Here is a 12477-nt window from a genome sequence, read left to right as displayed (position 1 = left end):
CAAGGCGAAAAGCTGCTTCAGCAGCAACGCAGCGTATGAAACGGCCAACCATTAACGGCCCGCGCCAAAAGGATTGAGCGCGCAACTGCCAGCCATAAAGGCCCCGCCCTAATCAAAATCCTGCTTCTCCATCCACGGAATAATCCGCTCGAACGCCTGCTCGATCCGCTCCAGCGAGGTGGAATAGCTCAGCCGCAAGGCATTGCTGCAACTGTTGCCGAAGGTCTCGCCGGGAATGGTGCAGACTCCGGTTTCCTTCAACAGCCGCAACGCCACGTTGGTGCCGTTTACCCCTTCTGGCAGCGACGGAAACAGATAAAAAGCGCCCTCGGGCTTGTAGCCAGTCAGGTGCGGCGTCTGTTCCACCAGCTCGACCAGCCGGTCGCGACGCCGGGTGTACTCGCTCAGCATCTGCTCGATAAACGGCCCGCCGCTGCGCAGCGCCGCTACCCCGGCCCACTGGAACGGCGTATTGGCGACCGTGGTGGTGAACATGTGATAGCGCCGCAGCTTCTTGATTGCCGCCTGGCTGCCGATCAGCCAGCCGATGCGCATACCGGCCATGCTGTAGGTCTTGGAAAAACTGCTGACTACCATCACGTGATCCAGATCGCTGCAGCACGACAGCACCGACGGGTATTCTCGCCCGTCATAGATCAGGTGGTCGTACACCTCATCGCTGATGACATGGATACCACGGTAGGCCGCCTCTTCCAGAATCGCCTCCAGCGTCTCGCGCGGATACAGCGTGCCGGTCGGGTTGCTCGGCGAGTTGAGAATGATCGCGTAGGTATGCGGCTCAATGGCATCGATCACCTCCTGCGGATCAAGCTGGTGATGATTCTCGGCACGCGTTGATATCTCGGTCACCTCGCCGCCGTTCATGCGAATCAGCGGTGCATAGAGCATGAACGCCGGATCCGGCACGATAAAGTGACGGCCTGGGGCTGCAACCGCTGTCAGCGCCAGATAGAGCGCCTCGGTCGCACCGGTGGTGACCATGATGTTGTCCGACGTCAACGGCCGCTGGTAGCGTTCGCTGTAGTACTCCGCCAGCGATTCCAGCAGCTCCGGCAGGCCGGCGTCCATGGTGTAGCCAGTCTGTCCGGCGCGCAGCGCCTCGACCGACGCTTCAACCACCACATCCGGCGCCGGCAGATCCGGCTGACCGATGGACAGATGGATCACATCCTCCATGTTGGCGGCCAGATTGACCATCTTGCGAATCCCCGGAATGGGAATGGTCAGCAGCGCCGGATTCCAGATCGGGTCTTCGGATTCATACAGATCAATATCGGAGTTTCCCAGCGGCATGGCATTACTCCTTGACGGTGGTAAAGAGCGCCGGACGGCGGTCGGTCAACGGAGCGGCCTGCTGATACGCATACCCCGCGCGCAGCACCAGAGCATCATTGAAGCGCGCGCCCACCAGTTGCAAGCCAATCGGCAGCCCCTGGCTGTCAAATCCGCAGGGCACAGAGATGGCCGGCTGGCCGGTCATGTTGAACGGATAGGTAAAGGGCGTCCAGGTCGGCCAGCGGGTGCTTGGCCAGTCCTCCGGCACCTCGCGCCCGGTCTTGAAGGCGGTCAGTGGCAGGGTCGGGGTGAGCAACAGGTCGTACTTCTGATGGAAGGTCGCCATGCGCTCGCGCAACGCCATCGACTCGTTCACCGCCCCCATGTAGTCCAGCATGCTCAGGCGGGCTGCCTTTTCCGATACCTTGACCAGTTCCGGATCCATCACCTCCCGTTTCTTCGGCCCCAGGTCGCGAATGGCATTGGCCGCTCCGCCGTAAAACAGATGGCCAAAGGCAGCCAGCGGATCACTGAAACCGGGGTCAACCCGCACCACCTCGGCCCCCAGTTCGGCCAGCACGCGGGCCGCCTCGGCCACGGCTGCTTCCACCTCGGGATCAACATCCACATAGCCCAGATTGGGGCTGTAGGCGATCTTCAAACCCTTTACCCCGCTGCGCAACTCAGCCAGATAGTCGATATTGCGGCGCGGCACAGCGTGGGTATCGCGGTAATCGGGCTCGGCCAGCACATTCATCATCAGCGCACAGTCTTCAACCGTCCAGGTCATCGGCCCGGCATGGGCCAGGGTGCCAAAAGGGCTGGAGGGCCAGTGCGGCACTTCACCAAAGGAGGGTTTGAGACCGACGATGCCGCAAAAGGAGGCAGGAATCCGAATCGAGCCGCCGGCATCGGTCCCCAGCGCCATCGGCGCCATGCCCAGGGCAACCGCCACCCCGCTGCCGCCGCTGGAGCCGCCGGCGGTTTTGTCCGGATTCCAGGGGTTGTTGGTGACCCCGTCAACCGGGTTGTCGGTCACCCCTTTCCAGCCGAGCTCCGGCGTTGTGGTCTTGCCGATCGGCACATAGTTGTGGCGGGCCAGCGCCGCGGTACAGGCGCCGGTCTTGCCGAGTGTGCTTTGCGGGTCGACCGTGTGCGAGCCTTTCAGGGTCGGCCACATCGGGGTCAGAAAGACGTCCTTGACCGCCACCGGTACGCCGTCCAGCAACCCGCTGGGGCACCCTTCGACATAGCGCTGCTCCGCTGCACGTGCCAGCGCCACACTGGTCTCCCGGTCAACCAGACAGAAGCCGTTGGTGTGCCCATCAACACGCTCAATCTGATCAAGCAGACAATTGGCCACCTCGACCGGTGACAGCTGTCGATCAACAAAATGCGCACGCAGCTGGGTTGCCGTCATTGCCAGAATGTCGTTGGACATATTCGCCTCCTCAGTGCCAGAGAGCCCGGACTTCGCCTTATTGCCGGGCGCTATTTCCCCCTGTTCACGATATTGAGCAGGGGCTCATCGGCCAGCCAGCGCTGCAGGTTGGCCATGAACTGCTCGCCCAGCGCACGGCGCCAGCCGATAAAGTCGCCCGCCATGTGCGCAGACAGCATCACATTGGGCAGTTCCCACAACGGATGGCCTTCCGGCAGCGGCTCGGGGTCCACCACATCCAGCACGGCCCCCCCCAACTGGCCGGCCTGCAGGGCCGCGACCAGATCGTCGGTCACCACGATGGCACCGCGGCCGACGTTGACCAGCAGCGCATCAGCGCGCATGCGCGCTAACCGGTCGCGGTTGATCAAGCCTCGCGTGGCGTCGGTCAGCGGTGCGGTAATCACCACAATGTCAGCCTCGGGCAACGCGCCATCCAGTTGTTCACTGGCCAGTACGCGGCTGAAGTGTTCGGCGCTGCGGGCGGTCCGGGCGATACCGATCACCTCGATATCCAGCGCCGACAGCAGCCGCGCCACCTCGCTGCCAATGGACCCGGCGCCGATCACCAGCGCCCGCTGCCGGGCCACCAGCGCGGTCTCGCGATGCTGCCAGCGCTGCTGGCGTTGCAGCGCCAGGTTGCCGAGGCTGTCCTTGGCGTGCATCAGCACCGCACCCAGCACGTACTCGGCGATGCCCAGATCAAACACGCCGCGCGCGTTGGTCAGCAGTACATCGCTGTCCCACAGCGCTGGGAACATCAACGCATCAACGCCGGCACTGGTCGCATGCACCCAGCGAATGCGGTGCTCGTCCGGCCAGCAGCGCTCAAGCAGGTCGGTGCGAAAATCCGTCACTACCAGCACATCGGTCTGCGGCAAATGCGTGCGCAGATCAGACTCGCTGCTGACCGTGCGCAGTTCTACCGTGGTCGGCAGATCATCCAGCCCCGGCAGCGGCGCGTCGCCGGGCGCAACCAGTACCAGCACGCGGGTCATGCCGCCACCTGCTCTAGTGCCCGGGTGAAGCGGGCTACCGCCTCGTCAACTTCGGCACTGCTGACCGTCAGCGGCGGCAACCAGCGAACGATCTGCCCCTCGGTGCCGCAGCGCAGCAACAACAACCCCTGCTGCTCCGCCGCGCTGGTCAGCCGGGCGGCCAGATCACCTCGCGGGGTGCGGAAGTCGTCGGCGATTTCCATCCCCAGCATCAGCCCCTTGCCGCGCAGGGTGTCGATCATCGGGAAGCGTTCTTTCAGCTCGTGCAGGCGCTCATTCAGCCGCTCACCCTGGCGGACGGCGTTCTCGACCAGCTGCTCACTGTCGATCACCTCCAGCGTCGCCAGAGCGGCGGCACAGGCCACCGCATTGGCGCCATAGGTGCCGCCCTGCGAACCGGCCAGGCCTTTGCTCATCAGCGCTTCGGAAGCGGCAATGGCCGACAGCGGGAAGCCGCTGGCCAGGCCCTTGGCGGTGATCACGATATCCGGGGTGACGTCAAAGTGACTGTGGCTCCAGAACCGTCCGGTGCGGCCATAGCCGGCCTGAATCTCGTCGCAGATCAGCAAAATGCCGTGCTGCCGGCAGCGTTCGGCCAGCCCCTGCATGAACACCTTGTTGGCCGGGTAGTAACCAAATTCGCCCTGCACCGGCTCGATCAGCATGGCGGCGGTGTCGCTGGGCGCAGTGCGGGTTTTCAGAATGTGGTCCAGCTCGCGCAGGGCAAACGCGGTAGCCTCTTCCTCGGTCCAGTCATAGCGATAGGCATGCGGGAAGGGCGACACCTCCACCCCGGCCATCATCGGGTGGAAGCCGGTACGCACCTTGGTGCCGGAGGTGGTGAGGGAGGCGGCGGCCATGGTGCGGCCGTGAAAGCCACCGTCAAACACGATGATATTGGCCCGTCCGGTGGCCTGCCGCGCCAGGCGCAGGGCCGCCTCGACCGACTCGGAGCCGGAATTGGCAAAGGCCACCGAGTCGATGCTCTCAGGCATGCGCTCGGCCAGCGCATCGGTCAGTTCCAGCATCGGCCGATGCGCCACCGTGGTGTACTGGGCGTGAATCACGCGGCCGACCTGCGCCTGCGCCGCCGCCACCACGGTCGGATGGCAATGGCCGGTGCTGGTCACACCAATGCCGGAGGTAAAGTCCAGATAGCGGCGGCCGTCGGTATCAACCAGCCAGCTACCTTCGCCGTGATCGACACAGACCTGGCTGGCCTGCTTGAGTAACGGTGACAAATGGTGCATAGCCATCTCTCCTGTCCTTTCGGCGGGCCGGAGCCCGTATCTGATCGGCCAGCGACACGCAGAGCGTGTCCTGACACGCGAGCGGGATCAGTGCAGTGCGGCAATCACGCCGGCAGTCACATCCCGACAGGTTCGCTGTTGGCCTGCGGTGGTCACCAGATCCTTGGCAACCGCTTGGCGCAGCCGTTCAGCAGCCTGTGCGCAGCCCACCCAGTCCAGCATAAGCGCCGTGGTGAGCAGCATGGCAGCAGGGTTTGCGAGCCCCTGGCCGGCGATATCCGGCGCGCTGCCATGTGTGGGTTCGAACAGCGCGGGCATCGCCCGGCTGTCCGGATTGATATTGCACGACGGCGCCAGCCCCAGTCCGCCCGAGAGCACGGCGGCCAGATCCGTCAGAATGTCTCCATGCAAGTTGCTCGCCACGACCACATCGAAGGTCCACGGGCACTGCACGAACTTCATGCAGGCGGCGTCGACCAGCTCGTGGTGCACGCCTATCTCGGGGAATTCCGCGGCAACCTCGGCAAACACCTCGGTATACAGATCACCCCAATACGGCTGGGCGTTGCGCTTGGTGATCAGGCACACCTGCGCCGCCGCCCGTCCCTTATTCGCGCAGTGAAAGTCGCGACTGCCCTGCCCCCGTGCAGCCAACCGCTCACGAGCACGGGCAAAGGCATGGCGAATCAGCCGCTCGGTTGCCCGGCGGGTAAACACTTCCAGCTGGGTCGCCACCTCATCGGCGCTGCCGCGGTGCAGCCGGCCGCCCTGATTGACGTACTCGCCTTCGCTGTTTTCGCGAATCACCAGCATGTCGACCTCGGCCGCGCGTGGGTCAGCCAGATACTGCGGTGCGCCCGGTAACAAGCGCGCCGGCCGTTCGCAGGCCCACAGGTCCAGCCCCTTGCGAAACTGCAGCAGCGGTGCCAGCGAGACGCTGTCGGGCAGGCAGTAGCGTTCGGCATCGGTCAGCGGCCCCGGGTCGCCCAACGCGCCCATCAGCAGCGTGTCATAGGCTTGCACCTGGGTCAGAGCATCGGCGGGCATCATCTCGTCGTGCTGGCGGTGCCAGTCGGTCGACGGCCAGTCCAGCCAGTCCCAGGTCAGACCGAGCGGGGTCTGGCGATCAAGCGCGGCAAGCACCTCGGCCGCGGCCGCCATTACCTCCGGGCCGATGCCATCGCCGGGCATGAGGGCAATGCGCCTTGGCTCGGTCATCTGTCAGGCCCCGCCCATGCACAGGTATTTGATCTCGGTGTACTCATCCAGCCCGTGCCGCGAGCCCTCACGGCCCAGTCCACTGGCCTTGACGCCGCCAAAGGGTGCCGCCGCGTTGGACACCGCGCCTTCGTTGATGCCGATAATGCCAGCCTCCAGCGCATCGGCAACACGCCAGACGCGGTGGATGTTGGTGCTGTAGAAATAGGCAGCCAGCCCGTAGGGCGTGTCGTTGGCCAGCGCGATGGCCTGCTCCTCGGTATCGAAACGGATGACCGCAGCCAGCGGGCCGAAGGTTTCATCGGCGCAGACCTGCATGTCCGGGGTCACGCCGGTCACCAGTACCGGCTCAACGTAGTTGCCTTTGGCCTCGCCGGGTGAGGCGCCGGCAACATGCCGCGCTCCCTTGGCCAGCGCATCGTCAAAGTGTTCCTGCACCTTTTTCACCGCGGCCCGGTTGATCAACGCGGACTGGGTCACGCCTTCGTCAAAGCCGTCGCCCAGCTTGAGCTTGCCCATCGCCTCGGCGAGTTTCTCGACAAACGGGTCATGAATGCCGCTCTGCACCAGAAAACGATTGGCGCAGACGCAGGTCTGCCCGGTATTGCGGAACTTGCAGACCATTGCCCCCTCGACCGCACGGTCCAGATCGGCATCGTCAAACACGATAAAGGGCGCATTGCCACCCAACTCCAGTGACACCTTCTGGACGTGCTCGGCGCACTGCGCCATCAACTGACTACCAACACTGGTCGAGCCGGTAAAACTCAGCTTGCGCACCGTCTCGCTGCCGGTCAGCACCTCACTGATCATCGACGCCTTGCCGGTCACCACGTTAAACACGCCCGCCGGAATGCCCGCTTCCTCCGCCAGCACACCGAGCGCCAACGCGGTGAACGGTGTGGCACTGGCCGGTTTGACGATCATCGGGCAGCCCGCTGCCAGCGCGGCACCGGCCTTACGGGTAATCATTGCCGCCGGGAAGTTCCAGGGTGTGATGGCCGCCGTCACCCCAATCGGCTGACGGGTCACGACAATATGCTGCCCGGGCTTGGCACCGGGGATGGTCTCACCGTAAACCCGGCGCGCCTCCTCGGCGAACCAGCGAATAAACGACGCCGCATAATCAACCTCCCCACGCGCCTCCACCAGCGGTTTGCCCTGCTCCAGTGTCATCAGGCTGGCAATGTCCTCGCGGTGCTTGAGCATCAGCTCGTACCAGCGCATCAGCAGGTCAGCACGCTCCAGCGCGGTAGTCTTGCGCCACTCGGCAAAGGCCTGGTCGGCCTGGGCGATACACTCGGTGAGCTGCGCCTCGCTCAGGCTGGGTACGTTGCCAATAATGTCGCCACTGGCCGGATTATCCACCTCAATCGTCGCGCCATCACTGGCATCAATCCATTGGCCGCCGACCAGACATTGCTGGCGATACAGACGGGATTCGGTGAGACGGGACAGAGCAGACATGTGGCCTCCTGTAGGGATTCCGCAAAATATGAAGCCAAGCGCAGAGGCGCTTGGCTGAGTGAATAAAACCGATACGCAGCAGGCTGCGCAGAAGCACCGTCAAAGCCATATTGAAGGCTTGCCGGCAGGAACGTGTTTCCTCACAGGGTAGGAAGGATTGACGCGAGAATCAAACTTCCGGCAGTTGAGGAACCGTGATTACGCCGGGCAGTCTAGAGTGAGTTGCAGGGTGTCTTTTCCGCACTCTGCCTGACCCCCAACCTGACCCCCCCAACCCGAGGAGGCAACACATGCAACGGATACTCCCCACGCTCGCCGGTTTGCTGCTCGCCAGTGCCGCCACTGTGACCATGGCCGAGACTGCCGCGCCGGAGGGTGCCAGCGTCTACTTCATTACGCCGACTGATGGCGCAACCGTCAGTTCACCGGTTACAGTGCAATTCGGGCTCGATGGCATGGGCGTTGCCCCTGCTGGCGTCGAGCGCGCAGCGACCGGCCACCACCACCTGCTGATCGATACAGACCAATTGCCCGCCGCTGGACAACCCATTCCAGCCGACGAGCATCATCGTCACTTTGGCGGCGGCCAGACCCAGACCAGCCTCGACCTGCCCCCGGGCAAGCACACCCTGCAACTGGTGGTCGGTGACCACAATCACGTTCCCTTATCGCCCTCTGTTGCCTCCGAGCGAATCACCATCACCGTCGAGTAATCTTTCCGCCCACCCGCCCTGACTGCCAAATCGGCGAGGGCGGGCACAGCAGCGGAACTGCAGCGCCCGTTCGCGGACCAACCTTTCAGATACCCATTGCAAGGAATCCGCACCATGCTTCGAGGGACGATTCTGATCAGTGCCGCAAGCTGCCTCTGTGTTCCGCTCAATCTGCCAGCTGCTGACTTCAGCTTTGAACAGGTCATCACCCAGGCGCGCGAGCGAGCCGCAAACGCCTACCAGCCGCCCAAAGAGGTACCCCGTTTTCTGCAGGAGCTCAGTTTCGATGACTACCAGGGTATCCGCTTCAAGCCGGAAAACAGCCTCTGGCACGATAGCGACTCCGCATTTCGGGTAATGCCGGTGCCCACCGGCCTGTTTTACCGCCGCCCGGTACAGATGCATATCGTTGATGAGCAGGGCACCGAGCCGCTGACCTTTGCCAAAAGCCAGTTCACTTACCCCAACACCGAAGTGGAACGGCTGGTGCCGGCTGACCTCGGTTATGCTGGATTCAAGCTGACCTTCCCGCTCAAGGGTGAAGACCAGCAGAACCAGTTTCTGGTGTTTGCTGGCGCCAGCTACTTTCGCGCGGTAGGGCGCGACAACAACTTCGGCATCTCCGGCCGTGGCCTGGCCATCGATACCGGCATGCCCGGCGGCGAGGAGTTTCCGGACTTTGTCGAATTCTGGCTTGAGCGCCCTGCGCCCGACGCCACCAGCATGACATTCTATGGTTTGCTCGACAGCCCGAGCATGAGCGGGGCCTATCGCTTTGTCGTCACGCCCGGCGAAACCACCGCGCTGGCGGTCGAGTCCGTGCTGTTTCCGCGCAAGGACGTTGAACTACTCGGCATCGCGCCGCTCACCAGCATGTTCTATTACGGCGAAAACAGTATCCGCCCACGGGGTGAATGGCGGCCGGAAGTGCACGACTCGGATGGTCTGCTGATCCATGACGGCGGCACCGGGGAATGGTTCTGGCGGCCGCTGCGCAACCCGAGCACCCTGCGCATGGACTATTTCAGCGTGCAGAACCTGCGCGGCTTTGGCCTGTTGCAGCGCGATACCGACTTTCGCAGCTACCAGGACCCGGAAGCCATCTACGACGGTCGCCCCAGCAGTTGGGTCGAAACTGACGGCAACTGGGGGTCGGGCAAGGTCGTACTGGTCCAGATCCCCACCGCAAATGAAACCAACGACAATATCGTTGCCTTCTGGCAGCCCAGCGATCCGGTTCAGCATGGCAAGCCAATTCAGCGACGCTATCGTGTGTTGTTCGGCGATCAGACGATTGCCGCCAGCCCGCTGGGTAGTGCGCAAGAAACCTTCGTTGGCGACGGTACGCGCGTCGGTGGCGGCAATCAGGAAGGTGCGCTGCGGCTGATTGTCGACTTTGCCGGCGGCCCGCTCGACGCGCTGGACGAAAACGCCGCCGTGCTGGGGGAAGTGCAGATGCAGCACGACGGCGAACTGCTGGAGCAATTCGTTCAGTATCTTCCCGCCCTCAAGCGCTGGCGACTGTCCATGCTGGTGCGCCCGGCGGCTGACCAGTCTCTGGCGCTGCGTGCCTATCTGCACAGCGCCGAACATACCCTGAGCGAAACCTGGCAATACGAAATTCCCGCCGGCAACGATATGACCACAGCGGAATAAGCAATGAACGCGCACGATAGCCAAATTATCCTGCAGCGTATTCTTGCCTACTGGCAGTGGTCCGGACTGCCACTGGACCGGGACAGCGAGCTGAGAGCGCTGGCCATAACCCGTCAGGCGTTGCAGCAACACCAGCTACCCGCCCTGGAGGTCGCGCTGCAAGCCACTCGCGCCGCCCTGCCAGCAGACGCCGCAACGCCCTTGGCAAATCCTCCCCTACGCCGGGGCAGCCTGCGCTACGGAGCCTACTGATGAACAGCCAGCTCCCGGAGCTGCTGCCAGACGCCGCCAGCGCGCACGACAACTGGCGCGTCAGCGCGCGATGCCGACGGCTCCTGCTGCTGATGCTGGTATTGGGGCAAACCCTGGCCGCCACCTGGCTGCTGCTCGCAGTGCTGCCCTATCACGGGCGAACATGGGTAGAGGCGGGCATCGCCGTCCTCTTCGCCCTACTGTTCACCTGGCTGTCACTTGGCTTCTGGATTGCCCTGTTCGGGTTTGTGCTGCGTCGCTGCGGCGGTGATCAGCGCAGCTTGCTGCATCGCCAGAGTGCCGCCGCCCTCGCCACCACGCCACTCGATCGCACCGCGGTGGTGATGCCGATCTATCACGAGCCGGTAGCGCGCAGTTTGCTCGGGCTCAAGGCAATCTATCGGAGCCTGGAAGCCAGCGGCACGCTGCAACACTTTGATTTCTACATCCTGTCCGACAGCCGCGACGCCGATATCTGGCTGAAGGAACAGACGGCATGGCAAGCCCTGCGCACCGAACTGAGTAGCGAATCCGCAACCCAGCCGCGCCTGTTCTACCGTCGTCGCCGTCTCAATCTGAAACATAAGAGCGGCAACATCGCCGATTTTCTGCGCCGATGGGGACACGAATACCGATATATGCTGGTGCTGGATGCTGACAGTCTGATGGGCGGCGAGACCATCGTGCAAATGGTGCGACTGATGCAGCGCCATCCCCGGGTCGGCATCCTGCAGTCGAGCCCGCGTCTGCTCAACGCGCAATCGCTGTTTGCCCGCATCCAGCAGTTTGCCAATCAGTTGTATGGCCCGCTGTTCACAACCGGGCTGGCGGCGGTACAGTTGGGCGAGGCAGCCTTCTGGGGACACAACGCGATAGTGCGCATCGCTCCCTTTATGCAGCACTGTGGACTACGCCGTCTGCCGGGCCGGGGTCTGTTCAAGGGAGCGATACTCAGTCATGACTTCGTTGAAGCCGCCTACATGGGACGCGCAGGACAGGAGGTCTGGCTGGAACCGGAACTGCATGCCAGCTACGAAGAATCGCCGCCAACGCTGAGCGATGAACTCACCCGCGACCGCCGCTGGGCCAAGGGTAACCTGCAGCATCTCTGGCTGATGCTGTTCGGTCGACGGCTAAAGCTGGCTCACAGGCTGGCCTTTCTCAATGGCATCATGGGTTATCTGGCTTCGCCGCTGTGGTTCGGATTTCTGCTCCTGACCACCGTCGAGGTAGCACGTCTGGTGCTCTGGCCCATCAACTACTTCCCGCAACCCAACCAGCTGTTCCCGCTTTGGCCGGAATGGCACCCCTCACGGGCGCTGACACTGATTGGCATTACCCTGACATTGCTGTTTGTTCCCAAGCTGCTGGCATTGGCCGATGTGCTGATCAGCGGCCAGCGTCGACGCTACGGCGGTGCCCTGCGTCTGAGTCTGAGCGTATTGATCGAATCACTGGCCTCGGCGCTGCTGGCCCCCATCCGCATGCTATCCCACAGTCGCTACGTAATTGAGGCCCTGTTCAACATCAACCTGCGCTGGGCCGGGCAGAACCGCAGCGGCGAGACCAGTTGGCTGGCCGCCATCGTTGATCAGGGTATTGGCAGCCTGTTGGCACTGGGCTGGGCCGCCTTCGCCTTATGGCTGCAACCGATGTTCTTCCTCTGGTCGCTGCCGGTAGCCATTCCTCTGGTGCTGGCTGCTCCCCTGTTTGTCCTGTTCAGCCGCATCGGCATAGGCGGATGGCTGCGTGAGCACAGCCTGCTGCTGAGCCCTGACGAACAGCAGGGCAATGCCCTATCGGATGCTCTGAATCAACCATCGAGCCTGCCGGTGCTGTGTGAGCGCGATGCCTTTGTCGAAGCGGTTATCCATCCGGCTACCAACCGCCTGCAGGCTGGCCTGGCCCACGCACCAAGAGCACGACGACAGCAACAGGAATTGCAACTGCTGCGCCAACGCTGCCTTGAACTCGGGCCGGATCAGCTGGAACGGGCGCATAAGCAACTGCTGGCAGAGGACGCTGACGCCCTGCGCTGGCTACATCAGCAAGTCTGGCTAAGCCCCCCCGACAGCCCCTGGGGCAGATGCCTGGCCGCACGTATCGCCGATGGAGATGACCGCCACGATGGCGTCCAGGCGGCTTCCCACAGCTGATCGGAGAAATACCCCGATTCAGGTACTTGC

10 protein-coding genes are annotated in these 12477 nt (G+C 63.3%); 4 read left to right on the top strand and 6 right to left on the bottom strand.

All coding sequences use genetic code 11. The features are described 5' to 3' along the window. Nucleotides 1–108: 108 nt before the first annotated feature. The 6 genes from B7O88_RS00970 to B7O88_RS00945 form a co-directional block, all read right to left on the bottom strand. The gene (locus tag B7O88_RS00970) at nt 109–1314 is read right to left on the bottom strand and encodes a pyridoxal phosphate-dependent aminotransferase (protein ID WP_088273315.1); all 1206 of its coding nucleotides are present in this window, start codon (nt 1312–1314) and stop codon (nt 109–111) included. Nucleotides 1315–1318: 4 nt separating this feature from the next. After that, entirely contained in the window at nt 1319–2737 is a 1419-nt protein-coding gene (locus tag B7O88_RS00965; RefSeq protein WP_088273314.1) for an amidase, read from the bottom strand. Nucleotides 2738–2787: 50 nt separating this feature from the next. Continuing rightward, nucleotides 2788–3735 carry a D-2-hydroxyacid dehydrogenase gene (locus tag B7O88_RS00960; RefSeq protein WP_088273313.1) on the bottom strand — a complete coding sequence of 316 codons (948 nt, stop codon included), beginning with the start codon at nt 3733–3735 and terminating at the stop codon, nt 2788–2790. Next, entirely contained in the window at nt 3732–4985 is a 1254-nt protein-coding gene (locus B7O88_RS00955) for an aspartate aminotransferase family protein (protein WP_088273312.1), read from the bottom strand. Before B7O88_RS00955 ends, B7O88_RS00960 begins: the two co-directional genes overlap by 4 nt. Before the next feature lie 87 nt (nt 4986–5072). Continuing rightward, nucleotides 5073–6203, bottom strand: a complete 1131-nt coding sequence (locus tag B7O88_RS00950) for an isocitrate/isopropylmalate dehydrogenase family protein (RefSeq protein WP_088273311.1) — start codon at nt 6201–6203, stop codon at nt 5073–5075. A gap of 3 nt (nt 6204–6206) precedes the next feature. Next, the gene (locus tag B7O88_RS00945; RefSeq protein WP_088273310.1) at nt 6207–7670 is read right to left on the bottom strand and encodes an NAD-dependent succinate-semialdehyde dehydrogenase; all 1464 of its coding nucleotides are present in this window, start codon (nt 7668–7670) and stop codon (nt 6207–6209) included. Nucleotides 7671–7960: 290 nt separating this feature from the next. Here B7O88_RS00945 and B7O88_RS00940 point away from each other — a divergent pair, with 290 nt between their 5' ends. The 4 genes from B7O88_RS00940 to mdoH all read left to right on the top strand — a co-directional run bounded on the left by B7O88_RS00940 (nt 7961) and on the right by mdoH (nt 12447). Beyond that, complete coding sequence (locus B7O88_RS00940; protein WP_088273309.1) at nt 7961–8383, top strand: DUF4399 domain-containing protein; 423 nt, start codon at nt 7961–7963, stop codon at nt 8381–8383. A gap of 114 nt (nt 8384–8497) precedes the next feature. Further along, complete coding sequence (locus B7O88_RS00935; RefSeq protein WP_088273308.1) at nt 8498–10039, top strand: OpgD/OpgG family glucan biosynthesis protein; 1542 nt, start codon at nt 8498–8500, stop codon at nt 10037–10039. Between the two features lie 3 nt (nt 10040–10042). Further along, nucleotides 10043–10291, top strand: coding sequence for a hypothetical protein (locus B7O88_RS00930; protein ID WP_088273307.1), 249 nt, complete (start codon nt 10043–10045; stop codon nt 10289–10291). After that, nucleotides 10291–12447, top strand: coding sequence for a glucans biosynthesis glucosyltransferase MdoH (gene mdoH / locus B7O88_RS00925; RefSeq protein ID WP_088273306.1), 2157 nt, complete (start codon nt 10291–10293; stop codon nt 12445–12447). Before B7O88_RS00930 ends, mdoH begins: the two co-directional genes overlap by 1 nt. The last annotated feature ends 30 nt before the right edge of the window (nt 12448–12477 follow it).

Source organism: Halopseudomonas aestusnigri, assembly GCF_002197985.1.
GTDB lineage: Bacteria > Pseudomonadota > Gammaproteobacteria > Pseudomonadales > Pseudomonadaceae > Halopseudomonas > Halopseudomonas aestusnigri.
The sequence above is the reverse complement of the archived record's forward strand: the minus strand, read 5'-3'. Positions and strand labels throughout refer to the sequence as shown.

What these genes read in the sequence shown, in the direction of transcription:
- B7O88_RS00970 (WP_088273315.1), bottom strand. Translation starts at nt 1,314, where the DNA reads ATGCCGCTGGGAAACTCCGATATTGATCTGTATGAATCCGAAGACCCG.
- B7O88_RS00965 (WP_088273314.1), bottom strand. Translation starts at nt 2,737, where the DNA reads ATGTCCAACGACATTCTGGCAATGACGGCAACCCAGCTGCGTGCGCAT.
- B7O88_RS00960 (WP_088273313.1), bottom strand. Translation starts at nt 3,735, where the DNA reads ATGACCCGCGTGCTGGTACTGGTTGCGCCCGGCGACGCGCCGCTGCCG.
- B7O88_RS00955 (WP_088273312.1), bottom strand. Translation starts at nt 4,985, where the DNA reads ATGCACCATTTGTCACCGTTACTCAAGCAGGCCAGCCAGGTCTGTGTC.
- B7O88_RS00950 (WP_088273311.1), bottom strand. Translation starts at nt 6,203, where the DNA reads ATGACCGAGCCAAGGCGCATTGCCCTCATGCCCGGCGATGGCATCGGC.
- B7O88_RS00945 (WP_088273310.1), bottom strand. Translation starts at nt 7,670, where the DNA reads ATGTCTGCTCTGTCCCGTCTCACCGAATCCCGTCTGTATCGCCAGCAA.
- B7O88_RS00940 (WP_088273309.1), top strand. Translation starts at nt 7,961, where the DNA reads ATGCAACGGATACTCCCCACGCTCGCCGGTTTGCTGCTCGCCAGTGCC.
- B7O88_RS00935 (WP_088273308.1), top strand. Translation starts at nt 8,498, where the DNA reads ATGCTTCGAGGGACGATTCTGATCAGTGCCGCAAGCTGCCTCTGTGTT.
- B7O88_RS00930 (WP_088273307.1), top strand. Translation starts at nt 10,043, where the DNA reads ATGAACGCGCACGATAGCCAAATTATCCTGCAGCGTATTCTTGCCTAC.
- mdoH (WP_088273306.1), top strand. Translation starts at nt 10,291, where the DNA reads ATGAACAGCCAGCTCCCGGAGCTGCTGCCAGACGCCGCCAGCGCGCAC.